The following is a 24,343-nucleotide window of genomic DNA, read 5'->3' as shown; positions in this document are numbered from 1 at the left end:
CGTTTATATTTTTTTGAAGTGATTTACTTATTATATCCAGAGCGTTTTCCTTTTTTTGTTTTTTTTAGTCCCGCTTCCTTTTTGATGTTTTTGTAAGATTTCATAATATTCGGTTTAGATTTACTTCCCATAGAGCCGTCCGCTGTTACCTTTTTTTGTTGCTGATACATTTTCAATAGTTGGAATTAATAAGGAGTTATAAAAGGGAGGCACGACCGGTTATGCACTCCGTTTAACTTCCAACTGTTGGTATTTTGCCTACAAAAAACCGGTTGGGACAGCGGTGGCTCGGGAGTAGGTCTAAATGCCTTTTGTGAAGTACAAAAACATAGGAAGCGGGACTAAATGATAAAATGGAATTCCTATCAGGCGGACTTAACTTTAAAGATGTAGATTGGGAATGAAGTGTTTCTGCCGTTTTTCAGGCAGGGTTAACGTAATGGACATCGGAATCTTTAGAGTTGTGTCCAAGACCTTTACAGGGAAGTGCTTTGCCCGGAATGCAGCTTTTCGCGGAATGGAGCGGCAATGTGCTGACCGGGTTATGAAAACGGATTATCCTCTTGAAGTAGGATTTAAAGCGGACTTGACTTCAAAGGTGTAGATTGGAATGGAGTTTGGCCGCTTCCCGAATTTTCTAGGGAATGAGCGGGCAAGTGGAATGGGAATCGGAAGCTTTGGAGTTGTGTCCAAGACCTTTGTAATGAAGCGCTTTTCCCGAAATGCAGCTTTTTCTGCGGAATGCAGGGGAATGGGCTGAATAACGTGAAAAACATAGCGTTCATTCCAACTCATTAACTAATTGAAGATTGGTGTGTCTATCAGTCAATAGATTTTTAAGATATTTGTTAATCAAATCATAATAAAAAAATAAAGCTATAGATGAATATATTTAAGAAAAAACTAGAAGACACATCTCCAAAGGAATTAAATTTTGAACCAATAGAATTATTTCAAAATTTATTCCATAAGGAGGGATACGCATACCTAAGAGGCATACAAGAAGAGGTGTTAAATTCTTGGCATAGCATAAGGGATCAACGAGATGTTTTGTGTAAAATGAATACAGGATCAGGAAAAACTCTTGTAAGCCTATTGATGTTATACTCAAAAATGATTGAAGGAGTCGGTCCAAGTTTGTATCTCTGTCCAGACAAACAACTATTAGAACAGGCAAAGTTGCAAGCGGATCTATATGGAATACCTGTTTGTGAAATTGAATATCACGGGCAAAGAAGTGTTTTTCCTGATGACTTCTTAAATTCAAAAGCCATCTTATTATGCACGTTCCAAAAATTGTTCAATTCCCGTTCTATATTTGAAAGGGATAATATTGACGTTGGTTCAATCGTCCTTGATGATGCCCACGTCTGTCTAGACAAAGCTAGAGAAGCAACTACATTATATATACCTTTCAATCACGACTTGGCAGATAGGTTACTGAAGTTATTTCAAGAAGAGCTGAAATACCAAGCCCCAGGAACTTATCATCGACTGATTCAAGGTGATCCGTATGCCAAGATACTTAAAGTTCCTTATTGGGCTTGGCTAACGCGTATTGATGAGTTAATAAAACTCATAGGCAGTTTCAGTGAAGATAGAGAGCTTATGTTCAAATGGGGTTTAATAGCTGACGACTTGAAATCTTACGATTGTTATGTCGGACCCAAAGGAATTGAGATCGCACCATCCTATGTGCCATTTCATAATGTTAGAGCTTTTAATGAGGCCAAACATAGATATATTTTATCTGCTACATTTGAAGATCAGATTGATTTAATTAAAGATTTAGGTATTAATATTAATAGTATAAAGAATGCCTTGATTCCTAAAGATCGTAAGGATGTTGGGCAAAGATTGATCCTCGCTCCTCAAAGATTTGATTCAAGAATAACAGATGAGCAAATTATGTCTTTGGCCAAGGAATATTCAGAATCTGGAATAAATGTAATGGTATTGACGCCTTCATCAAATAGAGCAACCAAATGGGAAGATTTTGGAGCGGAGATAATCGAAAATGATAACATAAATGAAGAAATCGCTAAATTAAGAACTGAGAAAGGGTTGTTCTATGTTTTAGTAAATCGTTATGATGGTGTTGACTTGAATGGTGATATGTGCCGCGTTTTAATTTTAGACGGCTATCCCTCATTCAGCTCTTATGAGCAACTTTATGCCGAATTACGGTTAGAATCCGTTAAGGCTTCTTTGAAAGCACAGATAATAGAACAAGGACTTGGTAGAGCTGTAAGATCAGGTAGTGATTATTGCGCAGTTTATTTAATGGGTAAAGACTTGCTCCAATTTGTAGGCAATAAATCCAACTTACAATATTTTACACCAGTTACACGCAAGCAATTGAAACTTGGTTTATCGCTTCTTGATGACGAATCTACTGATAAATCTTTGAATACGATTAAGGATACCGCCAACCTATGTCTCGTTCAAGATATGAGTTGGAGGGAATATCATTCAGAAATATTATCGAAAGTTGACGTTGACAAAACTGATGACCGAATCATAAAGAATTTAGAAATTGCAGATTTTGAGTCACAAGCAATCGAAAATTATAGAAGAAGAGATTATGAAGGTGCATCAAAGTTAATTCTAGATAAAATAGTAGATACTGTAGAATTAACCGACAAGCAGAAGGGCTGGTATTTTGAAAAAGCAGCTAATTATCTTCACTTAGATAATGCACCAAAATCAAATGACCTTCAAATTAAAGCAGCACAAACAACTTCCCATATGCTGCAATCAAAAAATGGACATAGTTATACGAAAATTATGGCTAGTGAAGAGCAGGCATCTCAAGTTTTAAATTTTATCAAGCAATTTGAGACTTCCCAAGACTTTAAAATGTATTTTGAAACCTTATTGGAAAATCTTCAATTTAGTCAAGATATACCTCATACGAAATTTGAGAATGCCTTTGCTGAAATTGGTAGGCTTATAGGTTTTTATACTCAGGAACCCGAAGCGGAATTTGGAAATGGCCCTGATGTACTATGGGTGATGACTGGAAATCATTACCTCGTTTTAGAAGCCAAGTCTAGAGCCATACACGATGAAATCACCAGAGATAATATTAATCAATTGTTAGGTTCAGGTGAATGGTTTAAAAAACTCTATGGGGGTGCTGCAAATTTTAATTTGGTTACCATTCAACCTCCAAATATAAAAGGATGGAATGTAAATACTAGTGAAAATACACGAGTGATTGATGAAGAATCATTAAATTTATTAAAAGATAATCTTAGAAGATTTGTTGACGGAATCAATAATTCAGGTTTCACGGCAACTAGTACTAAAGAAATAGCTAACTTATTGGGCACACACAATTTAACAACAAACGGTTTTTTGAAAAGTTTCTTAAAACCTGTAATTTCTAAAAAGGGATAATCTTTTAAAATATAGGTGGTCGAGTGGTCTAAGGCACCTGATTGAAGATCAGGCGTACGGGGAACTGTACCGGGAGTTCGAATCTCCCTCTATCCGCAAATACGTAAGTATTATAGCCCGCAGCTTCTGTTGCGGGCTTGTTGGTTAATTCAAGACCGTAAAATATTGAAAAAACCGTTTTTTATTTAATCCTTAGGAATAATTATGACTCACCTTTTGGGTTTTATAACATTTTTGGAAAAGGAATGTTTCAGATGAATTATTAAACAGAATTATCTTTTTGTAAGATAATTAGACCTGTTCTTCCTACAATTTTGCATAAACACAACAATTAGGGATGATCCGCTCTTTGCCCGATATGGAGCTTTTTCTGCAGAATGCAGGGAAATGTGCTAAAAGGGGGATTATGAATACCAGATCTTACTACACAAAGGCTGTGAAAATAGCATTTATTAGCTTTTAATAGCAAAACAGATCAAACTTAAAGCCAAGAAGAAAAATAGCAAAATGTTGTACCTATGTTGTACCAAGTCATAAAAAAAGCCGAGATTTTCATCTCAGCTTTTTTCGTACCGAAGGAGGGACTCGAACCCTCACGCCTTATCAGCAAAGGATTTTGAATCCTTCGTGTCTACCATTCCACCACTTCGGCATATCATTTTGCGCCTTTCTAAATTTGGATTTTGAATCCAGCGCGTCTACCAATTCCGCCACCAAGGCTTCATTCTAATTTATATTACTTCTAAGTTTCCTTAGCTTTTCTTTTCCTATGCCAGATTTCCAGTACTTTTCCCGAATTCTGGCCTCTGTTCGAGAACTGCAAATTTCGGAAAAAATTAGCTTAAATGGTCTAAATTTTCTCGTTGTCCTTTCTTTTCCAGAATTATGTTGTTCAAATCTTCTGTTTAAATCTGAAGTCAAACCTACATAAATATAATTCTCTTCAAGACTAGAGAGAGCATAAACATAAAACATTTAAAGAACTTTTCCAGCGCGCCTGCCTGCCGGCAGGCAGGTCTACCAATTCCGCCACCAAGGCAAACGGGAGGCAAAAGTAATAATTTTTGGTTTAAGCAAATAGATTTCTGGTAAAAAAGTTGCAGGCAAAAAAACTATATCGTTCAAAATGAACAGTCAGGTACTCTAAAATGCCATTTTGGGAGCAGGTTTTTTGGTTTTTCAGAAAGAATGCGCGAGAACAACCGCGAAAATATGCTCTTAAAATTGTGACCAGGAATTTTTTTAAAAATAATACGCAACCTTTTAGAAATTGAAGGTCATAAGGGTAAATAACAATTAAAAACACAAAACATGAAAAAATTTCTTTTCTTATTCATTGCAGCTTTATCGTTAACCGCTTGTGAAATTGATGACGACGGTCCCGGAACTGTACAGGTTATTGCTGAAGTAGTTGACACCACGCTTCCCGAGTCTTTTGAAGAAGGCAAACTCTATGATTTCAAGATAACCTATCTACTTCCAGATGCCTGCCATACAGGGATTGGTGTTCAGGCAATGAGAGAAGGGAGCGGAGAAGTCGAAAGAAGGAAAATTTACGTGGCAGGTGTGGCCTCGCGCCCTGCAAATCAAACTACCTGTAACCTCGAAGATGATAATCTTGAAGTAGAAGGGTCTTTTTCCATGAGAATTGAAGGTGATGAACCTTATACTTTTTATCTTTGGACAGGGGTTGATGTAGACGGCAAAAGCGTCTATAATGAGGTAGTTGTGCCTGTTGGCGAAGAAGAGCCTACCACTCCCGAGGAATAAATTTGAGCATTAAAGAACCAACATAAATCTCCTGTGGGTCTAAAGGAACTAGTTCGGCTTTGTAAACAACAGGATAGAAAGGCGCAGGAGGAGCTTTACCGTACATACTCGGAACAGCTCTTCGTGCTCTGCCTTAAATATTCCGGGAATTACGAGCAGGCAAAAGACCTGCTGCAGGATTGCTTTGTGAAAATTTTTCAGAAAATTGACCAGTTTAGCGGAAGAGGCAGTTTTGAAGGCTGGATGACGCGGCTGGTCATTAACACCGCCATCAAAAAGAGCAAAAAGAACGGGTTTCACCTTAGTATTACAGGCGAAATTTTTGAAGAAGTTGAAGAAGATCTTGATGACCAAAACCTGTCATTGGATTTTCTCATCAAAATAATCCAGGAACTGCCCGAAGCATACCGGCTCGTCTTTAACCTTTATGTCATGGAAGAATATTCTCACAAGGAGATCGCTAAAATGCTGGGGATTTCTGAAGGGACTTCAAAATCCAACCTCGCGCGTGCCCGCTACAAATTGAGAGAGCGTATTAAGCGCCACAACCGGATGAATTTCCTTAAATCAATATGAAAATGGAAAAGGACATCGACAAAATTTACCGGCGTCGCTTTGAGGGGGCAAAAATGCCTCCGCCCCAAGATTCCTGGGAAAATATTCTATCACAGCTCCCGCCAAAAAAGGCAAAAAGAAGGCTGCTTCCTATTTGGGTGCAGCTTGGCGGAGTGGCAGCCGCGGTAGCACTCCTTCTTACGCTTTCTTCAAAAAGTTCCTTTTTTCCTGAAAAAGAAAAAGGCGTGCAGGTTGTTTTTGAGTCCGGAGAATTCAGTTTTGAGCCTGAAGATGCTTCAGTAAAATTTCAGGAGGTGATGAAGGAATCTCAAATTTTTTTACAGGCCTTGATCTTACAGCATGAGCTTCAGGAGAAACAACAAATCACTGCTGAAGTAAAACCTGAAGTTAAGGCTGAAGCGCACACAAATACTTCAGGGAACCACGCAATTGTCAGTAGAGGGTTGCAGGTTACAGAAGAGGCCGGTGTAGCTGAAGTTTTAGAAAATAAAGAAGTTCTTGAGGAGAAAACTTCCGAAGAAATCCTGGGTTCGGGCGCTACAAAAGAACTTGCTGCGGCGTTGAGCCTGTCTAAAGAGGAAGAGCCTGAAATACCTTCCCAAAATGGCAATTTTCAGCAGAAATTTAAACTGAGTACAAGGGTGGCGCCTGTGTATTTTAATAACTTCGGAAACGGGAACGTTGTGAACAAAGGCTTTTCAGAAAAAGAAGCTGCGGGGGAAGTGACCTTTTCTTACGGGGTAAGTGTGGCTTATGCGGTTTCTGAAAATATCAACATTAGGGGCGGCATTAACAAGGTGAGCCTTGAATACAATACCCGGCAGGTTTCTTTTAATGAGGTCGCCAAAATTTCATCTTATGGCTTGAAAATGATGAATGCAACTACGCTTGCTTCACCTTCATACGGCACGCTGCATCAAAAAATGGGCTTTTTGGAGGTTCCTCTTGAGCTTGAGTATTTAGTGCTTGATGACCAGTTTTCACTGGGAATTATAGGCGGCGCAAGTGTGCTTTTTCTTGAAGAAAATGACCTTTTACTGGCACTTCCGGGTGAAGAAGCCGATCTTGGAGGGGCAAACCGAATGAATAAACTCAGCTATACCACAAATTTAGGCCTGGGATTGGGGTATAACCTGTCTAAGCAGCTGCAACTTAGCGTAGAGCCTGTAGTTAAATTTCAAATGAACACATTTAAAGACAGTGGCGGGCAAAAACCTTACTTTTTAGGATTGTATTCCGGGTTCAATTATAGATTCTAATCGGTTTAATAGGTGTCTGCTCAAGTTTTTTTTAACCTTTTCCTTGCTAAAGCCTTCTTCAATATTTTTCAAAAAGTAAATTTGCTGGTTCTCACCCACGAATTAATTTCTAAATTTGCAAGGCAACAACAAACAACACAACATGCCTGAAGTTTCTACCGCAGTAAAAATCTTTTCCTGTAATCAAAGCCGTGATTTGGCTGAGAAAATAGCCGAATCCTATGGCTCTAAATTGGGGAATGTTATCACTTCAACTTACAGTGATGGCGAATTTCAACCTTCTTTTGAAGAATCTGTAAGAGGATCGAGAGTTTTTATTATCGGGTCTACCCACCCGGGGTCTGATCACCTTATGGAGCTGTTACTTATGCTAGATGCTGCCAAAAGAGCATCTGCAAGGCATATTACAGCAGTTATCCCTTATTACGGCTGGGCCAGGCAGGATAGAAAAGATAAGCCGCGGGTGCCTATTGCGGCAAAACTTATTGCCAAAATGCTCGAAACTGCCGGAGCTACCCGAATTATCACCATGGACCTTCATGCCGATCAAATTCAGGGATTCTTTGAAAAACCTGTAGATCATCTGTTTGCATCTACCGTGTTTTTGCCTTACCTGCGTGGCCTTAACCTTGACAACCTTACTATTGCCTCACCCGATATGGGAGGCTCCAAGAGAGCTTATGCCTATTCCAAAACCATGGAGAGCGATGTAGTGATTTGTTACAAACAAAGGGTAAAGGCCAATGTTATTTCCCACATGGAATTGATTGGGAATGTTGAAGGGCGTAATGTGGTACTCGTAGATGATATGGTAGATACCGCAGGCACATTGAGCAAAGCGGCCGATTTAATGATGGAAAGAGGGGCACTTAGTGTAAGAGCTATTTGTACACATCCTGTACTTTCTGGAGAAGCCTATGAACGCATTGAGAATTCAAAACTGATGGAACTCATTGTTACTGATTCAATCCCGCTAAAGAAAAAAAGCGATAAGATACGGGTAGTTACCTGTGCCGATTTGTTTGCAGATGTAATGAATCGTGTACACAACAACAGGTCTATTAGTTCAAAATTCATAATGTAAACGGAAGTTAGATTTGCGGAAGTTAGATTTTAGAAGGTAGAAGTACGAACGGGTTTTCTGAGGTTCAAAAGTCTTGACTCCCGACTCCTGTCTATTGACATCCGGCTTTTGCTGCCAGGAATCTTTCGCTATAAATAATTAGGGCCTAAGCTTTTATTAGCTGAAAAAAAGATTTACTTTTGCAGCCTAAAATTTTTAACAATGAAATCAATTACGATCAACGGATCTAAAAGAGAAAGCGTAGGCAAGAAAGCTACAAAAGCCTTACGTAATGCTGGACAGGTTCCTTGCGTATTATACGGGGGAGACGAGCCATTACATTTTTCAGCAGAAGAGATTGCTTTTAAAGACCTGGTTTACACCCCAGATGTTCACACTGTAGAGATTAAGCTACAGGGAGGTGAGGTATTTAATGCTGTATTGCAGGATATCCAGTTTCACCCTGTAACCGATGCAATTTTGCATATCGATTTCTACCAGATCTTTGAAGATAAAGAAATTACTATGGAAATTCCTGTACATACTACAGGTGTTGCCCGTGGTGTGAAAAATGGTGGGGTATTGAGATTTAACCTTCGCCGCATGAGAGTAAAAGGTCTTCCAGGAAATCTTCCAGATTTTATCGAAGCCGATATTACTTCCCTTAAAATTGGTAACAAATTGTATGTTACTGCTTTACAAAGTGATGAGTTCAAAATCATGCACCCAGATAACACAGTGGTTTGCCAGGTTAGAACTTCTCGTAATGTCATCGCAGATACCGATGATGAAGAAGAAGAAACTGCAGCAGATGAAGTGCCTGCAACCGAAGTTAACGAAACTGAATAAGCTTCAGGATTTCTTATCAAAATATAAAGCATCCCAGTTCGGGATGCTTTTTTTATTTTTACCAAAAAGTCACGCATGCTATCTTTTTTTGGAAGATTGTTAGCTAAAACACCTAAAGAAGAAATTTCTCCTATGAAAAAATTTCTCATTGTGGGTCTGGGAAATATTGGCCCCAAGTACCACAATACCCGCCATAACATTGGGTTTAAAATACTCGATTTTTTGGCCGAAAAAGAAGGACTTACTTTTGAATCCCAGAAACTGGGGGATGTGGCTACCTATAAATTTAAGGGCCGCACCTTTATACTGCTTAAGCCTTCAACCTTTATGAACCTTAGCGGGAAAGCTGTAAATTACTGGTTGCAAAAAGAAAAAGTGCCCTTAGAGCACTTAATGGTAATTACAGATGATCTCAACCTTGCTTTTGGCACTATAAGGGTAAAGACCAAGGGCAGCGATGGCGGCCACAATGGTTTGAAAGATATCCAGGCCCAATTGGGAACAACGAATTACAATCGCTTTCGCTTCGGAATAAGTGATGCATTTTCTCATGGCAGGCAGGTAGATTACGTGCTGGGGGAATGGAATGAAGAAGAAAATAAAAAGTTGCCCGAGAGACTTGAAAAATCGGCTGAAGTGATAAGATCCTTCGGTACGGCGGGCATAAATAATACAATGAATACCTTTAACGGGAAATAGCAGTAGTCTTGAAAGAACACAAAGGAGCACATGCTTTCAACAGCAACCATCATACGGTAGTCACAATAGGCACTTTTGACGGGGTGCATATTGGGCATCAAAAAATTATTCAAAGGCTGGTAAATACAGCAAAGGCCGGCAATCTTGAATCGGCTATCCTCACTTTTTTTCCGCATCCCAGGATGGTACTTCAAAAAGATGCCGATATAAAGCTTATCAATACTATTGAAGAGCGTAAGAATATCCTGGAGCAAAGCGGGATTGACCATCTTATTGTACATCCGTTCACGCAGCAGTTTTCCAGGCTTTCGGCCCGGGAATTTGTGAGAGACGTGCTCGTAAATAAACTCAAATCCAAAAAAGTGATTATTGGGTATGACCATCGATTTGGACGCAATAGGACAGCAGATATTAATGACCTGAGAGCCTTTGGGGAAGAATATGACTTTGAGGTAGAAGAAATATCAAAGCAGGATGTTGAAGATGTAGCTGTAAGTTCTACTAAAATAAGGAATGCCTTGCGGGAAGGTAGGGTAGAGAAGGCCAATCGTTACCTAAGTTATCCATTTTCCCTGGCAGGAACTGTGGTGAGAGGGAAAGGCCTTGGAAAAGAATTTTCTTTTCCTACTGCCAATCTTGAAGTTAAAGAAGACTATAAGCTTATCCCTAAAAATGGGGTTTATGTAGTAAGATCTGTGATTGATGGAGAAATGGTGTACGGGATGATGAGCATTGGTACCAATCCTACTGTAGGCGGTACCGAAAAAACCATTGAAACCAACTTTTTTAATTTTGATAAAGACCTGTATGGGCAACAGCTTTCTATAGAAATGCTTATGCGCATTAGGGATGAAAAGAAATTTGAGTCGGTAGAGGCATTAAAACTGGCCATGAAACAGGACGAAGCTATAAGCTATCAATTTATACGTGATAATTATGCTCAATAAATGGCTTTTTACCCGCATAGATAATTCTGCACTTATTGTTTTTAGGATACTCTTTGGGGTATTGCTTGCTATGGAGGCTTTTGGTGCAATCTTTACTGGTTGGGTAAAAAGAGTGTTTATTGAACCCGCTTTCACTTTTAATTTTATAGGTTTCGAATTCCTGCAGCCTTTGCCGGGTAATGGCATGCTCTGGTATTACGCTGTTATGGGCTTGTTTGGCATCTTCGTGATGCTGGGTTTTAAATACCGGTTTAGCATTTTTATGTACACGATAATGTGGGCCGCTGTTTACCTGATGCAGAAATCTTCCTACAACAATCACTACTACCTCTTAATGCTGCTGTGTTTTCTCATGATCCTTCTCCCGGCGCACAGGTACGCCTCGGTTGACGCCTGGAAGAATCCGGGGTTAAAGAAGCTGAGTATGCCACGCTGGGTTTGGGTCTTGCTTGTGGTGCAAATGTTTATCGTTTATACCTATGCCGCCGTGGCCAAAATATACCCCGACTGGTTTGATGCCACGCTCCCTGCGATATTAATGGATGCCCGAAAAGACTACTGGATGGTAGGAGATTTTCTTCAGCAGCCCTGGGTACACCATACCATCGCCTGGTTCGGATTCTTTTTTGACCTGTTGATCATTCCTTTACTGCTCTGGAAACGCACCCGGATTTTCGCATTTTTGGCTGCCGTATTTTTCCATCTCTTCAACAGCTTTATTTTCCACATTGGGATTTTTCCCTATCTGGCTCTTGCTTTCACTATCTTCTTTTTTTCTACGGAAAATATCAACAGGTATTTCTTGTGGAAGAAACCACATTATTCCGCAGCTGAAGTAGAAGTTCCCAAAAACCGGGATTTGATCGTAGGTTTTATGGCGATTTGGCTGCTGGTGCAGGCAGCGTTGCCAGTTAGGCACTGGTTCTTCAAGGATGATGTGCTATGGACCGAAGAAGGTCATCGTCTTAGCTGGCGTATGATGTTGAGGTCAAAATCCGGTCAGATTCGCTATAAAGTGGTAGATAAATCAAAGCCTCAGGATACCATCTATATTAAAACTGAAGATTATCTTTCAGCAAAACAACAGCGTGCATTAGGCTCAAAACCCGATATGATTTGGCAATTTGCCCAACGCCTCGAAAAAGAATATGAACTAGAAGGAAAAGAGGTGGAGGTGTATGTAGACAGCAGGGTAAGTGTAAACAGGAGGCGTTACAAGCCCTTTATAGATCCTAAAGTTGATCTCGCAGCCGAAGAATGGAAGCACTTTGAGCATCATGACTGGATATTGCCATTTGTTGATGATAAAGAATAAGGTGCATTCCTGCGGTGTTAATCAAAATAAATTTGATCTGTCACGAAAATAACCGGAGCTCACATGACGAATTCAGTGGCTCCGGTGAAATACTTCAGCTTTATTTAATATTAAGCTGATACAGCCTCTCTGATCAAGACAGCTAGTTCTTTCTGAATTTCCAGGCCTTTGTTCGAGTTGTACCATTGCTGAATTTCCTCCTTTATTTTATCTGCTTCGGCGTTCTCAGCTTTTAGTCTTTCAAACAATTTTACGCATTCCAGGGGCCGTGGGCCCCAAACGTTAAGATCTTCGCCATGCTCATCTTTAATGATAAGCTTTGGTATAGAGAGCGTGCCGTTGGTGCGGTAATTTTCAATCCTGTGAGGCGCGCTGTCCCTTAGTTCATAAGAGACGCTTACAAGAGGATTTTCACGGCCCGCAAGTTCAAGAAACGGGGTGATGTGTGCCGCGTCTCCACACCAGGGTTCCGTGATAACAATCCACTGTTGGGGCTCATAAATTTGCTGGAGTGCATTTCTCAACTCTTCTGTTATTTCTCCCGTTTTTAACCACCGGTTCATACGAGACCAGTTCAGTTTTGTGTAATTGAGATAATCGGGATTATCGTAAGGCGCATTCTGCTGCTCTAAAGGCGTATTTTTTATAGTTTCAAAATAACTCTGGTATTGCTTAAAGTCCATATTTTCAGGCGTATATTAAGATGATTTCAATTTGATCTACAGGTCGATTCCCAAGAATAAAAGATACTAAAATTAATAGGATGGGCTGTAAAAGAACAAGGGATGATTTAAACAGAATTGCAATTTTTTTCAGTCCTGGCAGGGGCTCCATTAACTTCTGTGGAGACAGCGAACATTTTTGTCATCTCTCTGGCTGGAAGATCAATTGTTTACAGGGCTTTTGTTACTTTTGCTTTTCTGGCGGAAGAAATACGCTTGCGCAAATCCAAATATTAGATCTATGTTACAGGTAGCCAATATCAGGGCCAACAAGGAGGCATATGTAAAAGCCTTGAAAAAGAGAAATTTTGATGCTGAAGAAGTTTTTGCTGAAGTGCTTGAACTGGACGAGACCCGCCGTTCAACCCAGGCAGAGCTGGATGAGAAGTTAGCCGAATCGAACAGACTTTCAAAGGAAATAGGAATGCTTTTCAAGACCGGTGAACATCTGAAGGCAAACCAGCTGAAGCAACAAACTTCAGACTTGAAGGAGACTACTAAAGAGCTTTCTGAAAAGCTGGCGGCTACCACCATGGCCCTCAACAAACAGCTGTATAATATTCCCAATATCCCGAATGAACTCGTGCCGGCTGGTGCTTCCGAAGAAGATAATGTTGAGGTCTTTAAAGAAGGAGAAGTGCCGCAGCTTGGTGCAGATGCTTTGCCGCACTGGGAACTGGCAAAAAAATATGACATTATAGATTTTGAACTTGGTAACAAAATTACCGGGGCCGGATTCCCTGTCTATAAAGGAAAAGGTGCGCGCCTGCAACGGGCATTGATCGCGTACTTTTTAGACAAAAACGTGGCGGCAGGATATACCGAGTACCAAATGCCCCTTATGGTAAATGAAGCTTCGGGATATGGCACTGGGCAGCTGCCCGATAAAGAAGGGCAAATGTACCATGTCACCGAAGATAATCTATACCTTATTCCAACAGCCGAAGTTCCTATTACGAATATGTTTAGGGATAACATGCTTTCAGAAAACGATTTTCCCATTGCCTGTACCGGTTATACACCGTGCTTTAGAAGGGAAGCAGGATCTTACGGGGCACACGTGCGCGGTCTTAACCGCCTGCACCAGTTCGATAAAGTGGAGATTGTAAGGATCGAAAAACCCGAAAATTCTTTTGCAGCACTAGATCAAATGGTAGAGCAGATCAAGGATATCCTCAGGGATCTAAAGTTGCCTTACCGCATTCTTAGGTTGTGTGGTGGCGATCTTGGATTTACATCGGTGCTGACTTACGACTTTGAAGTATTTTCAACCGCACAGGATCGCTGGCTGGAGATAAGCTCCTGTTCAAATTTTGAGACTTTTCAGGCCAACCGGTTAAAGTTGAGGTATAAATCGGCCGATGGTTCCAAGCAACTGGCGCACACCCTTAACGGTAGTGCCCTTGCCTTACCTCGTGTACTGGCAGGGATTCTTGAAAACTATCAGACCCCTGCCGGAATAAAAGTGCCCGATGTATTGGTGCCTTATACCGGTTTTGACATGATTGATTAAAAGGAGTGTTCATAATATTTTGAGACCTCACAGGTTTTTGAAACCTGTGAGGTCTTTGCTTTTAATAGAATAAATCCCTCACTTTCAGGTGCTAAAAAAGGCATTTTCTTATCTTTACTCAAAACAGTTGCGGATGCGTTTCCTTTATTTTCTTCTCATCCTTCTTTGCTCCCATTTTTCAGGTTTTGCACAATCTGAGCAATTGGCGCGCAATTATTTTGACAGGGGCGAATTTGAAAAAGCAGAGAATATCTATGAGAAACTCCTCGATTTGGAGCCGCAAAATGCCTCCTTTTTCTACGGACTCATTGCCACATATCAGCAACTTGAAAAATATTCAGAAGCAGAAAGACTGCTGAAAGAAAAGGTGAACAACACGGCCAATGCCCCTCATTACCTTGTGGAGCTGGGCCACAATCTTGAATTGCAGGGAAAATCATCTCAAGCCCTTAAATTCTATAAGGAAGCTTTAAGAGCTATTGAGTCGAGACCCAACTATGCTTTTCCTATTGCCCGTGCTTTTGAAAAGTACAGCAAACTCGATAAGGCTGTCACAGCTTATGAGCTGGGCATGAAGATGAACCCCAATGCCGAATACAACATCCAGCTCGCCCGGCTTTACGGCGAACAGGGTGAGATTGAAAAGATGTTTAGCAATTATATTGATGTACTGGGCAACAACCCCGATTTGCTGCCGGGCGTGAGCCGCATTTACGGGGAGTTCATTACCGATGATCCCGCTAATGTGGCCAACATCACCTTCAGGAAATTACTGCTGAAAAAACTTCAGGAAGACCAGAATATACTTTTCAACAACATGTTGAGCTGGTTGTTCATTCAGCAAAAAGAGTATCAGAAGGCTTTTCAGCAGGAGAAAGCCATCTATCGCAGGTCAAATGAAGGTTTGGGGGCTATCTTAAGGCTTACGGTGATGGCGAGGGAAGAAGGGCAACTCGAAACAGCTCTTGAAGTACTCGATTTTATTATTGCTGAAGCCCCAAATCAGGACTTAAAACTTCAGGCGTACCAACTGCGGTTAAATATTCTTCAGGAAACACTTCCGAAGAAAAGATATTCCGAAATAGATGAGGCTTATAATGCCCTTTTTGACACCTATGGGAGTGGACCGGCAATGTTGTCGCTGTTCATAGATTACGCTAATTTTCTTGCATTTAAACAGGCTGAGGTCGCAAAAGCAGAAAAGGCACTCCGGGATTTTCTAGATAGTGACCTGAAGAAGTTTGAAGAAGCCGCTTTAAAAATGGCCCTGGCCGATATTCTCGTGCTCGATGAGAAGTTTAATCAGGCTTTGATCTATTACTCCCAGGTGCAAAACCTGGTAGAAAATGATGTCATTGCACAAATGGCAAGGTTTAAACTGGCAAAAACCAGCTACTACAAAGGAGATTTTGAATGGGCCACCATTCAGCTGGATGTTTTAAAATCGGCTACTTCGCAATTAATTGCTAATGATGCTATGGAACTTAGCCTTTTAATTAGTGAAAACTCGCTGGAAGATTCTACACAGGCTGCACTCAAAAAATATGCCCGGGCCGATTTACTGGCTTTTCAGCAACGGGAAGAAAAGGCCATACAATTGTTAGACACTGTTTTAACCAGTCATAAAGGCGAGGATATAGAAGATGATGCCCTTTTAAAACAGGCGAAGTTGTATGAACAAACGGGGCAGTACCAAAAAGCAGAAGAAAATTACCTTAACCTTATAGCGCATTACCAGAATGGTGTTCTGGGAGACAATGCTCATTACTACTTGGCCGAACTCTACGCCCAAAAGCTGTGCCAGCCCGAAAAGGCGCAGGAGTTTTATGAAAAAATTATCTTTAATTACGCCGATAGTATTTACTTTGTAGATGCCCGAAAAAAATTCAGGCAACTTCGGGGAGATGAAATTGAATAAACTTTAATTAAGGCCGCAATCCTCCCTTTTTTCTAAAGAAGCTACAGTATATGTATATCTACAATGTCACAATAAATGTTCAGGAAGATGTTCACCAGCAGTGGGTAAAATGGATGAAAGAGGAACACATCCCCGAAATGCTCAACACCGGTAAATTCACAAAAGCGCTTATGACCAGGGTGTTGGTGAACGAAGAAATGGGAGGCATCACTTATTCAGTTCAGTTTACCGCTCAAACCCGGAAAATGCTACAGCGTTATTACGAAGAAGATGCCGAAAGATTGAGAAGAAAATCTGCCATTTTTGAAGGGAAATTTGTCGTCTTCAGGACCGAGCTCGAGGTAATAAGCGAGCAGTAGAAAGCACAGTATCCATGAAAAAGAATTACAGTAAGAAAGGTGGAAACCGCCACAATACCTCTTTGCCCGGCCATCAGGAAGGCGATGTAAAGGCTAAAAAGCACCTGGGGCAGCATTTTTTGACCGATGAAAGTGTGGCCGAAAGAATTGCAGATACACTTAGTTATAAAGGTTATCCCCATGTGCTGGAGATAGGCCCGGGGATGGGTGTGCTCACAAAATATCTTCTGAAAAAAGATACCGATCTTCATGTGATTGAAATAGACACCGAGAGTGTTGCGTATTTAAATGAACACTATCCTGCTCTTGAAGGTAAGGTGCATGAAAAGGATTTTTTGAGGTACGATATTGGTGAGATCTTTAAACAGGAGCAGTTTGCCATAATAGGCAATTTCCCGTACAACATCTCCACCCAGATCGTTTTTAAAATGCTCGAACTACGGGATTTTATTCCCGAATTTTCGGGTATGTTCCAAAAAGAAGTAGCACAGCGTATTTGCGAAAAGGAAGGTAACAAGACCTACGGAATACTTTCCGTGCTGGTCCAGGCTTTTTATGAAGCCGAGTACCTCTTTACCGTGCCACCTTCAGTGTTTAATCCGCCGCCAAAGGTAGACAGCGGCGTGCTGAAGTTTACCCGGAAAGAAGATTTTTCCCTTCCCGTAGACGAGAAGTTGTTTTTTAGGGTGGTAAAGACAGCTTTTCAGCAGCGAAGAAAGACGCTAAGAAACAGTCTTAAGATCTTTGACCTGCCCGAAAATATTAAAGAAGATGCTATCTTTGGGCTACGCCCCGAGCAGCTAAGTACAGCCAGGTTTATAGAACTTACACAAAAGATCCAGCCTTATGCAATTTGAGGTAACCGAAGAATATATTGAGCAAATTCAGCTTCTCATTGAAGAGCATCGGGATACCGAGCTCTTGCAGCTGCTGGAAGAGGTTCACCCTGCCGATATTGCCGAGATTATCCACGAACTGGAACTCGATGAGGCTACCTATATCATAAAGCTGCTTGACAGTACCAAAACTTCCGAAGCTCTTATGGAGCTTGAAGAAGACCTGAGAGAACGCATTCTCGATAATCTTTCGGCCAAAGAAATCGCCGAGGAGCTCGAGAATATGGACACCGATGATGCTGCCGACATCATGTCTGAACTTTCTGAAGAACGAAAGCAGGAAGTTATCCAGGAGATCTCCGATGAAGAACACGCCGAGCATATTGTAGAGCTGTTGCGTTATGACGAGAATTCTGCCGGGGGTCTTATGGCTAAGGAGCTTGTTAAGGTAAATGAGAACTGGAGTGTAACCGGCTCTCTCGCCGAAATGAAGGCCCAGGGCGAGAACGTGACCCGTGTGCATTCCATTTATGTAGTGGATGATAAGGGGAAACTGAAGGGGAGATTGTCTCTAAAAGATCTTCTAACGGCTTCCAGCAGGGCAAATATCAGCGACGTTTATATAGACAAAGTAGACTACGTTACGGTTCATACCAAAGGCGAGGAAGTAGCCCGAATCATGCAGAAGTATGACCTCGAGGCCATACCCGTTGTTGATGAGATGGGCCGGCTCGTGGGGCGGGTAACCATTGATGATATTGTAGATTTTATAAGAGACGAAGCCGAAAGGGATTACCAGCTGGCAGCCGGTATTTCTGAAGATGTTGAGGCCGATGATTCCATCCTGCGGCTCACCCGGGCGAGATTGCCCTGGCTCATCCTCGCACTTTTTGGAGGTTTTGTTTCTGTAACCGTTTTAGGCACTTTCGATGCCGCGATGCAAGAGCATGCTGCCCTGTTCTTTTTTGTGCCGCTTATTGCGGCAATGGCAGGTAATGTGGGCGTACAGTCGTCGGCCATTGTGTTACAGGGTCTGGCAAATCAAAGCCTTAGCGGGTCGCTGTTAAACCGCCTTATCAAAGAAATACTTTTAAGCCTTTTAAACGGTACCGCCCTTGCACTTCTGCTTATCATTGGGGGTATTTTCCTGCTGGGCTTCGACTTCTGGTTTGGGCTTACCGTGGGCATTTCCTTGATCTCGGTAATCGTCATTGCTTCTCTCATAGGGACTTTTGTGCCCATTATCCTGGATAAATTCGGTATAGATCCCGCAATGGCCACAGGCCCTTTCATCACTACCAGTAATGACATTTTTGGGATCCTTATCTATTTTACCATTGCAAAACTTATCCTGGGCTTTTAAAATCAGCTACAATAGTGCCAGGGTTGAAATTTGTTTTTTGGAGCTTGGAATTTGAATTTTGGTACTTATAATTTCCATTATGGGTGCTGCTGCGCACCGGGCTTTCCGCTGTATTTTTTTACCCTCCAAAAAGGGTAAAAAAGATGCCGCTTCAATCCCTGCCCCAACTTCAATTTATTATTTTAGTTCCTCTTAAAAATACCTGTCAAAAATGCCATTTTATGATACCCATTGATCTTGATCCAAAGGAAAAACTAAAGAGCTTCAGCAATCACTGGCATCCTCGGCAAATAGGTGTCGTAAATGACATGCAGGTACTGGTGGCCAAAGTGAAAGGTGATTTTGTGTGGCATCAGCATGATGAGGAAGATGAACTCTTCCAGGTCATAAAAGGTACTTTATATCTTCAGTTTGAAGATCGCACCGAGACTGTAAAAGAAGGGGAGATCATCATCGTTCCAAAAGGATTAAAACACTGTCCCATGACCAAAAATGGAGAAGAAGTTCATATCATGTTGTTCGAAAAGCTAACTACAAAACACACCGGAAACGTAGAAGACAGCCTCACCCAATCTCACTATCCTAAAATCTGATTTTCATGACCATTCTTCACGCCGACTCCAATCACCCTGTTCTTTTACAACAACTCGAAGCCGCCGGGCATCACAATATTGAAGCCTATACCCAAAGTGAGCAGGAGATTCTTGAGAATCAACACCGCTATGATGGGATTGTGATTAGAAGCCGATTCAAAATCGACAAAGCCTTTCTCGATGCTGCGCCCAATTTAAAATTCATTGCCCGCGTGGGCGCTGGGCTGGAAAGTATAGATGTAGCATATGCCGAAAAGAAAGGCGTGAAGCTTTTTTCTGCCCCCGAAGGAAATAGAAATGCCGTGGGAGAACACGCCCTGGGAATGTTGCTTTCACTCTTCAACAAATTGAATCAGGCCGACAGGCAGGTGCGGGAAGGTTTGTGGTATCGCGAAGCAAACCGCGGAGTGGAATTGGAAGGAAAAACTGTCGGGATCATTGGTTATGGAAATATGGGTAAGTCTTTTGCGAAAAAACTTCAGGGTTTTGATGTAAAGGTGCTCTGTTTTGACATTTTAGAGGGGGTAGGAGATGAATATGCACAGCAGGTGGGCATAGAGGAATTCCGAAGGAAATGTGACGTGGTGAGTCTGCACACGCCCTGGACCCCCGAAACTAACAGAATGATCGGTACTGCCTTTATTGAAGCTTTTGCAAAGCCATTCTGGCTGCTCAACACCGCCCGCGGAAAAAGTGTCGTGACTGAAGATCTCGTTGCAGCCTTACGTTCTAAAAAAATTCTGGGTGCAGGTCTCGATGTACTGGAGTATGAAAAAGGCTCTTTTGAAAGTTTTTTTTCTGAAGCTACAGAAATGCCAAAAGCCCTGCAAGAATTACTGGTGATGCCAAATGTAATACTTAGCCCGCACGTGGCAGGCTGGACGGTAGAATCTCACAAAAAGCTGGCAGATACTATAGCACAAAAAATCATAAATCATTTCAAAGATCTATTGCCAGGATAAGGCCCTACCTTTGCAGGCTCAAAAAAGGCATTTTGAAAGACTATTTTTATTTCCTTAAAGGTAATTTTAGAACCGTAGGTTTCGGCTGGGTTCTCACGTTATTGTCAGGGTTTGGGCAAACCTTCCTGATTTCCCTCTACGTGCCCGAGATCATCAGGTCTTTCCAGATTTCTGAAGGTGCTTTTGGAGCTATCTATGCAGGCTGCACCATCGCAGCCTCTTTCATCATGCTGTCTGTAGGGCATACTGTAGACCATAAACCGGTAAAAAAGGTCACGGCTTATACCGTTGCTGGTCTCGCTCTTTCCAGTATTCTCCTGGGGCTTTCCCAGAATATCCTTTTACTTATAGTAGCAATTACGGGGCTGCGACTGGCGGGGCAGGGGCTGCTTACTCACATTAGCATGACCATCATGTCTAAACAATTTGTAGCCGATCGTGGCAAGGCCCTCAGCTTTTCGTCTCTCGGTTTTTCTGTGGGAGAGGCTTTGTTTCCGCTACTCATAGCTTTTTTAATAAGTTGGTTTGACTGGCGGGTGGCAGCAATAGTAAGTGGTTGTGTCCTGCTCCTGTATCTCATCAGGTTAAAGTTTAACCGACTCGAAAATTTTGATGAAAAACTTTCCCGTGAAGGAAGTCCGTCGCCCTGGTCACTTTTAAAGGATTACAAAACTGTGGTTTTTGACAGGAGGTTTGGTGTCATGATGCCGGCGAGTTTTATTCTTAGTTTCTCGGCAACAGCTATTTTCTTTTATCAATATGTGTTCGTGGAGAACAAAGGCTGGTCTGTGCAGCTTTACGCCACCTTTTTCACAGTATATGCTATTACCCGCTTTCTCTTCTCTTTATTTGGAGGGGTTTGGGTAGATAAATTTACAGCCCGAAAGCTCTTTCGGTACTACCTCATTCCCGTTAATATAGGCCTTCTTCCTTTTGCTTTTATGGATGGTATCCTGGGCGCACTAATATTCCTGATCACCACCGGAATCACGATGGGTGTTTCGGGAACTGTAAAGACCGCCCTGATAGCTGAGCTCTATGGCACCGAAAAAATGGGGGTGATAAGAAGTGTGTTTACCATGTTTTCGGTGATCTCTACTGCCCTGGGGCCACTGGTTGTCGGACTTTTAATGGATGCCGGAGTAAACTTTGAATATTTAATGGGCGGAATCTTTGTGCTCATGACGGTAATCATTATCAATTCTCAGCGGATCAAATCCTATCAGGATCAGGAAATCCCTGCATAATGCCTTATTCTCGATACAAATCTGTTCCTGCTATCGCAGTTCCAGATTCACTCGAATCGACGGCTTATTTGTTGTTTATTGATCATTGTTCATTGAGAAATTCACGCCAGTGAATCCTCAATTTTCTGAACTCTTCCCACTTCGCCTGTTTCGAGCCTCACCTTTATACCATGTGGATGCATGGGGGATTTGGTGAGAATGTCCTGCACTACACCTTCAGTTAGCCTTCCGGTCCTCTGGTCGTGTTTCAGAACAATGCTCACCCTCGTGCCGGTAGAAATATCTTTTCTTGTAGGTTTCATAATGTTTCATTGAAATCGCCAGGAATCTATTTAATAAAGTTGCCTTTCAACCCTACTTCTACCTTCGTACTTCTAAAATCGTACTTCTAATTTCCCTGACTCAACTCTATCATAGCCGATTTTATTGGCTCTTTTCCTTCAATAGCTTCAAAGGTCATATTTTTCACAAGCGGATCTGCAAGGGACATGATGAGCAGAAAAGCCACATCATCCCGTGGTATTTCCCCCTGGCCATCAAGTTTCTGGGCCAGTTCAACTTTTCCTGTCCCCAGGTCATCTGTAAGTGCGCCCGGTCTTAAAATAGTGTAATTGAGTCCGCTGTCGCGTAGGTGTTTGTCTGCTGTTGCCTTAGCATTTAGGTAGTGTTCCAGTTTTGGGTGTTTCGAAGGTTCATCGGCACCCATTGAGCTAAGCATGATGAATTTTTTCACTTTACCTTTTTTAGCGGCATCAATGATCTTTATTGCTCCTTCTTCATCCACTTCTGTGGTCTTCTCAGGGCCTGTGTCCCCGCCAGAACCTGCGGCGAAAATTACCTTGTCAATGCCTTTCATCACCGGGTCAAGATCGTCCTGCTCCAGGTCGCCATGTACCCACTGCACCTCCATATCTTCAAAAATGCTCTTTTGCTCTTCCTTTCTTATCATGGCTACTGGTTCAAAACTCTGACTGTTATTCAGAATTTCAATGATCCTTTTTCCGGTACTTCCGGTAGCTCCAACTATTAAAATCTTTTCCATTTTTCGTTTTTTGTTTCTCAAACAGCAAGATAAGCATCAAAAAAGCCAATTCCAACCGGCTTCGGGCATTTAGGCCATTCCTGGTTATGCTGCTGTTCCTTTTTTCGCATTTCGGTAACCTTGCGTTCCAGCTCCTGTTGAAATTCTTCCATCACCGGCCGCACGGTACTTTCCGGCAGGTCGGCTATGCGAATATACATGAGTCCGTCAACTGCGTCATTAAACAACGGGTCTACATTAAAAGCCACAACTTTTGCATTTTGCTTAATGTACTTTTTGATAAGTACCGGAAGTCTTAGGCTTCCCGGCTCTACTTCGTCTATGATCTTGTCAAACTTGTTGAGGTCGGCCTGGGATTCGTCAAAGACAAAATCTTTGTCCGCATCTTTTAATTTCACCCTAAATTCCTTCTTCGGCCTAATGTACTGCGCCACATAGGGATCATAATAATGCGACCTCATGAATTCGATCATCAGCGATTTTGAAAAATTCGAGAACTTATTGCTTATGCTTACGCCGCCAATCAGGTACTTATGCTTCGGAAATCGCAGAGTGCAGTGTACAATACCTTTCCATAAAAGGAATAACGGCATGGGCCGCTGTTGATATTCCGCAGTAATGAACGCCCGACCCATTTCAATAGATTCGCTCATCATTTTATGCAGTTCGGGTTCAAACCTAAAAAGGTCCTGCAGGTAAAACCCCGAAATTCCGTATTCTTCATAGATCTCGGCCCCCATTCCCATGCGGTAGGCACCCGCAATCTTGTTGGCCTCGTGATCCCATAAGAACATGTGGTAGTAGTAATCGTCAAACTTGTCAAGATCTGTAGACATGTTTGTGCCTTCCCCAATAGCTCTAAAGGTGATTTCCCGCAACCGGCCTATTTCCTTCAGGATATTTGGGATGATCTCCTTTTTCGCCAGAAAAACCTCGTAATTCTTGCTTTCCAGCAAACGCTTGTCGAGTTTTCGGCAGGTCTCCACTTCAGCCATCATCAAATCCAGTTGCGTCTCTTCCACAATTTTTTTTGGAGGCTTCTGAATTTTAAAATTCTTCGGAATACCTTTCAAAAATGGCTTTTTTTCGAAGGCATTCGCCAGCATGTAAGTTTTCCGGCGTAAAAAGGCTGTAAGGGATTCAACGCTGGAGATCTCCTGTATATCCTGCGGCTGAATGGCATTACCAATCCTCACCTTTATTTTTCGCTTCTTTTGAGATAGCATCTCGCTAGGCAGCTTGGCGGTTCTAAGAATATCACTTATTGATGCAAGCCTGTAAAAGAAAGTGCTGTTCTTCGCATGAAAATATATGGGGATCACCGGGACTTTGGCTTTTTGTATAAGCTTCATGGCAGCAGGATCCCACGGCCGGTCTACAATCATCCTGTGGTCGCGATAGGTAGAAACCTCGCCCGCAGGGAAGATTCCCAGTGGCTTCCCGTCCCGCAGGTGCAAAATAGCTTCTTTAATGCCTTTGGTGCTGCTCTGTGCCTTCTTGTGTTCTTCAAAAGGATTTACAGGCATGATGTAAGGCTGTAAAGGATCAATACGCTGTAACAGGAAATTAGCGATCACTTTAAAATCCTCCCGCTTTGAAAGCAATAGCTTCAGAAGTATCATTCCGTCTATACCTCCCAGGGGATGATTGGAAATTGTAATAAAAGGACCCGATTTTGGAATACGCTTCAGGTCTTCTTCGGGAATCTCAAAGTTAATCTCGAATGCCTTCAGAAGGGAATCAATGAATTGCGGTGCGGTCATATCTTTCCGCTTGTCGTATTCTTTATTGATCACCGAGAGCTTGGTGGTTTTAAGAACTATCCATCCCATAGAAGTTCCCAAAAATCCGAATTTATCCAAATTCATCACTTTGGCAACTTCTTTTGCACTTACAATTCCCATTTAA

Annotated in this window: 23 protein-coding genes and 2 tRNA genes; 18 read left to right on the top strand and 7 right to left on the bottom strand. The window is 41.9% G+C overall.

From position 1 onward, the window contains the following. Positions 1-23: 23 nt before the first annotated feature. The gene (locus V5739_RS06610) at positions 24-170 is read right to left on the bottom strand and encodes a hypothetical protein (protein WP_423820129.1); all 147 of its coding nucleotides are present in this window, start codon (positions 168-170) and stop codon (positions 24-26) included. A gap of 712 nt (positions 171-882) precedes the next feature. Here V5739_RS06610 and V5739_RS06605 point away from each other — a divergent pair. Together V5739_RS06605 and V5739_RS06600 are read left to right on the top strand one after the other, a co-directional pair. After that, positions 883-3,402, top strand: a complete 2,520-nt coding sequence (locus tag V5739_RS06605; RefSeq protein ID WP_423820128.1) for a DEAD/DEAH box helicase — start codon at positions 883-885, stop codon at positions 3,400-3,402. A gap of 11 nt (positions 3,403-3,413) precedes the next feature. Next, positions 3,414-3,498, top strand: a tRNA-Phe gene (locus V5739_RS06600). A gap of 474 nt (positions 3,499-3,972) precedes the next feature. On the opposite strand, the gene V5739_RS06595 is transcribed toward V5739_RS06600, so the two are convergent. Together V5739_RS06595 and V5739_RS06590 are read right to left on the bottom strand one after the other, a co-directional pair. After that, positions 3,973-4,054 (bottom strand) — tRNA-Leu (locus tag V5739_RS06595). A gap of 74 nt (positions 4,055-4,128) precedes the next feature. Further along, positions 4,129-4,377, bottom strand: coding sequence for a GIY-YIG nuclease family protein (locus V5739_RS06590; RefSeq protein WP_423820127.1), 249 nt, complete (start codon positions 4,375-4,377; stop codon positions 4,129-4,131). Positions 4,378-4,713: 336 nt separating this feature from the next. On the opposite strand from V5739_RS06590, the gene V5739_RS06585 reads away from it, so the two are divergent. The 8 genes from V5739_RS06585 to V5739_RS06550 all read left to right on the top strand — a co-directional run bounded on the left by V5739_RS06585 (position 4,714) and on the right by V5739_RS06550 (position 11,880). Then, positions 4,714-5,172 (top strand): hypothetical protein, encoded by a 459-nt coding sequence (locus V5739_RS06585; protein WP_423820126.1) that lies wholly within the window; start codon positions 4,714-4,716, stop codon positions 5,170-5,172. Positions 5,173-5,205: 33 nt separating this feature from the next. Further along, positions 5,206-5,748, top strand: coding sequence for an RNA polymerase sigma factor (locus V5739_RS06580; RefSeq protein WP_266070088.1), 543 nt, complete (start codon positions 5,206-5,208; stop codon positions 5,746-5,748). Between the two features lie 2 nt (positions 5,749-5,750). Beyond that, the gene (locus V5739_RS06575) at positions 5,751-7,007 is read left to right on the top strand and encodes a hypothetical protein (RefSeq protein WP_423820125.1); all 1,257 of its coding nucleotides are present in this window, start codon (positions 5,751-5,753) and stop codon (positions 7,005-7,007) included. Positions 7,008-7,149: 142 nt separating this feature from the next. Then, on the top strand, positions 7,150-8,091 hold the full coding sequence (locus V5739_RS06570) for a ribose-phosphate pyrophosphokinase (RefSeq protein WP_423820124.1): 942 nt from the start codon (positions 7,150-7,152) through the stop codon (positions 8,089-8,091). Positions 8,092-8,292: 201 nt separating this feature from the next. Continuing rightward, positions 8,293-8,919, top strand: a complete 627-nt coding sequence (locus V5739_RS06565) for a 50S ribosomal protein L25/general stress protein Ctc (protein WP_345599543.1) — start codon at positions 8,293-8,295, stop codon at positions 8,917-8,919. Positions 8,920-8,994: 75 nt separating this feature from the next. After that, a complete protein-coding gene (gene pth / locus V5739_RS06560) occupies positions 8,995-9,618 on the top strand; it encodes an aminoacyl-tRNA hydrolase (RefSeq protein WP_423820123.1) in 624 nt (207 codons plus the stop codon). A gap of 8 nt (positions 9,619-9,626) precedes the next feature. Further along, on the top strand, positions 9,627-10,565 hold the full coding sequence (locus V5739_RS06555) for a bifunctional riboflavin kinase/FAD synthetase (RefSeq protein ID WP_423820122.1): 939 nt from the start codon (positions 9,627-9,629) through the stop codon (positions 10,563-10,565). Continuing rightward, positions 10,555-11,880, top strand: a complete 1,326-nt coding sequence (locus V5739_RS06550) for an HTTM domain-containing protein (protein ID WP_423820121.1) — start codon at positions 10,555-10,557, stop codon at positions 11,878-11,880. Before V5739_RS06555 ends, V5739_RS06550 begins: the two co-directional genes overlap by 11 nt. Before the next feature lie 110 nt (positions 11,881-11,990). Here the strand turns inward: V5739_RS06550 and V5739_RS06545 are convergent, their stop codons facing one another. Then, positions 11,991-12,563, bottom strand: coding sequence for a thioredoxin family protein (locus V5739_RS06545; RefSeq protein ID WP_423820120.1), 573 nt, complete (start codon positions 12,561-12,563; stop codon positions 11,991-11,993). A gap of 280 nt (positions 12,564-12,843) precedes the next feature. On the opposite strand from V5739_RS06545, the gene serS reads away from it, so the two are divergent. The 8 genes from serS (at position 12,844) to V5739_RS06505 (ending at position 21,393) form a co-directional block, all read left to right on the top strand. Then, entirely contained in the window at positions 12,844-14,115 is a 1,272-nt protein-coding gene (serS, locus tag V5739_RS06540) for a serine--tRNA ligase (protein WP_423820119.1), read from the top strand. Positions 14,116-14,248: 133 nt separating this feature from the next. Then, positions 14,249-16,033, top strand: coding sequence for a tetratricopeptide repeat protein (locus V5739_RS06535; RefSeq protein WP_423820118.1), 1,785 nt, complete (start codon positions 14,249-14,251; stop codon positions 16,031-16,033). A 50-nt stretch (positions 16,034-16,083) separates the two neighbouring features. After that, positions 16,084-16,392, top strand: coding sequence for a DUF4286 family protein (locus V5739_RS06530; protein ID WP_266070075.1), 309 nt, complete (start codon positions 16,084-16,086; stop codon positions 16,390-16,392). A 14-nt stretch (positions 16,393-16,406) separates the two neighbouring features. After that, the gene (gene rsmA, locus V5739_RS06525) at positions 16,407-17,249 is read left to right on the top strand and encodes a 16S rRNA (adenine(1518)-N(6)/adenine(1519)-N(6))-dimethyltransferase RsmA (protein ID WP_423820117.1); all 843 of its coding nucleotides are present in this window, start codon (positions 16,407-16,409) and stop codon (positions 17,247-17,249) included. Next, on the top strand, positions 17,239-18,591 hold the full coding sequence (mgtE, locus tag V5739_RS06520) for a magnesium transporter (protein ID WP_423820116.1): 1,353 nt from the start codon (positions 17,239-17,241) through the stop codon (positions 18,589-18,591). Before rsmA ends, mgtE begins: the two co-directional genes overlap by 11 nt. A 221-nt stretch (positions 18,592-18,812) precedes the next feature. Then, positions 18,813-19,184, top strand: a complete 372-nt coding sequence (locus tag V5739_RS06515; RefSeq protein ID WP_423820115.1) for a cupin domain-containing protein — start codon at positions 18,813-18,815, stop codon at positions 19,182-19,184. A 5-nt stretch (positions 19,185-19,189) separates the two neighbouring features. Further along, positions 19,190-20,146 (top strand): 2-hydroxyacid dehydrogenase, encoded by a 957-nt coding sequence (locus tag V5739_RS06510; RefSeq protein WP_423820114.1) that lies wholly within the window; start codon positions 19,190-19,192, stop codon positions 20,144-20,146. Between the two features lie 32 nt (positions 20,147-20,178). Beyond that, the gene (locus tag V5739_RS06505) at positions 20,179-21,393 is read left to right on the top strand and encodes an MFS transporter (protein WP_423820113.1); all 1,215 of its coding nucleotides are present in this window, start codon (positions 20,179-20,181) and stop codon (positions 21,391-21,393) included. 101 nt (positions 21,394-21,494) lie between these two features. Here V5739_RS06505 and V5739_RS06500 read toward each other — a convergent pair whose 3' ends face one another. The 3 genes from V5739_RS06500 to V5739_RS06490 all read right to left on the bottom strand — a co-directional run bounded on the left by V5739_RS06500 (position 21,495) and on the right by V5739_RS06490 (position 24,339). Continuing rightward, on the bottom strand, positions 21,495-21,695 hold the full coding sequence (locus tag V5739_RS06500; RefSeq protein WP_423820112.1) for a YwbE family protein: 201 nt from the start codon (positions 21,693-21,695) through the stop codon (positions 21,495-21,497). A gap of 86 nt (positions 21,696-21,781) precedes the next feature. Beyond that, positions 21,782-22,435, bottom strand: coding sequence for an SDR family oxidoreductase (locus V5739_RS06495; RefSeq protein ID WP_423820111.1), 654 nt, complete (start codon positions 22,433-22,435; stop codon positions 21,782-21,784). A gap of 17 nt (positions 22,436-22,452) precedes the next feature. Continuing rightward, the gene (locus tag V5739_RS06490) at positions 22,453-24,339 is read right to left on the bottom strand and encodes a lysophospholipid acyltransferase family protein (protein ID WP_423820110.1); all 1,887 of its coding nucleotides are present in this window, start codon (positions 24,337-24,339) and stop codon (positions 22,453-22,455) included. Between the last annotated feature and the right edge of the window lie 4 nt (positions 24,340-24,343).

It is taken from the genome of Salinimicrobium sp. TIG7-5_MAKvit, assembly GCF_049569215.1.
In the GTDB taxonomy this organism is placed as follows: Bacteria; Bacteroidota; Bacteroidia; order Flavobacteriales; family Flavobacteriaceae; genus Salinimicrobium; species Salinimicrobium profundisediminis.
Note: the sequence above shows the minus strand (reverse complement) of the source record. Positions and strands in the feature narration are given on the sequence as shown.

Coding starts and splice junctions, on each gene's coding strand:
- V5739_RS06530 (WP_266070075.1), top strand. CDS start 16,084: ATGTATATCTACAATGTCACAATAAATGTTCAGGAAGATGTTCACCAG.
- V5739_RS06535 (WP_423820118.1), top strand. CDS start 14,249: ATGCGTTTCCTTTATTTTCTTCTCATCCTTCTTTGCTCCCATTTTTCA.
- V5739_RS06590 (WP_423820127.1), bottom strand. CDS start 4,377: ATGTTTTATGTTTATGCTCTCTCTAGTCTTGAAGAGAATTATATTTAT.
- V5739_RS06550 (WP_423820121.1), top strand. CDS start 10,555: ATGCTCAATAAATGGCTTTTTACCCGCATAGATAATTCTGCACTTATT.
- V5739_RS06575 (WP_423820125.1), top strand. CDS start 5,751: ATGGAAAAGGACATCGACAAAATTTACCGGCGTCGCTTTGAGGGGGCA.
- V5739_RS06565 (WP_345599543.1), top strand. CDS start 8,293: ATGAAATCAATTACGATCAACGGATCTAAAAGAGAAAGCGTAGGCAAG.
- serS (WP_423820119.1), top strand. CDS start 12,844: ATGTTACAGGTAGCCAATATCAGGGCCAACAAGGAGGCATATGTAAAA.
- V5739_RS06515 (WP_423820115.1), top strand. CDS start 18,813: ATGATACCCATTGATCTTGATCCAAAGGAAAAACTAAAGAGCTTCAGC.
- rsmA (WP_423820117.1), top strand. CDS start 16,407: ATGAAAAAGAATTACAGTAAGAAAGGTGGAAACCGCCACAATACCTCT.
- V5739_RS06610 (WP_423820129.1), bottom strand. CDS start 170: ATGTATCAGCAACAAAAAAAGGTAACAGCGGACGGCTCTATGGGAAGT.
- V5739_RS06490 (WP_423820110.1), bottom strand. CDS start 24,339: ATGGGAATTGTAAGTGCAAAAGAAGTTGCCAAAGTGATGAATTTGGAT.
- V5739_RS06500 (WP_423820112.1), bottom strand. CDS start 21,695: ATGAAACCTACAAGAAAAGATATTTCTACCGGCACGAGGGTGAGCATT.
- V5739_RS06605 (WP_423820128.1), top strand. CDS start 883: ATGAATATATTTAAGAAAAAACTAGAAGACACATCTCCAAAGGAATTA.
- V5739_RS06495 (WP_423820111.1), bottom strand. CDS start 22,435: ATGGAAAAGATTTTAATAGTTGGAGCTACCGGAAGTACCGGAAAAAGG.
- V5739_RS06510 (WP_423820114.1), top strand. CDS start 19,190: ATGACCATTCTTCACGCCGACTCCAATCACCCTGTTCTTTTACAACAA.
- mgtE (WP_423820116.1), top strand. CDS start 17,239: ATGCAATTTGAGGTAACCGAAGAATATATTGAGCAAATTCAGCTTCTC.
- pth (WP_423820123.1), top strand. CDS start 8,995: ATGCTATCTTTTTTTGGAAGATTGTTAGCTAAAACACCTAAAGAAGAA.
- V5739_RS06545 (WP_423820120.1), bottom strand. CDS start 12,563: ATGGACTTTAAGCAATACCAGAGTTATTTTGAAACTATAAAAAATACG.
- V5739_RS06585 (WP_423820126.1), top strand. CDS start 4,714: ATGAAAAAATTTCTTTTCTTATTCATTGCAGCTTTATCGTTAACCGCT.
- V5739_RS06570 (WP_423820124.1), top strand. CDS start 7,150: ATGCCTGAAGTTTCTACCGCAGTAAAAATCTTTTCCTGTAATCAAAGC.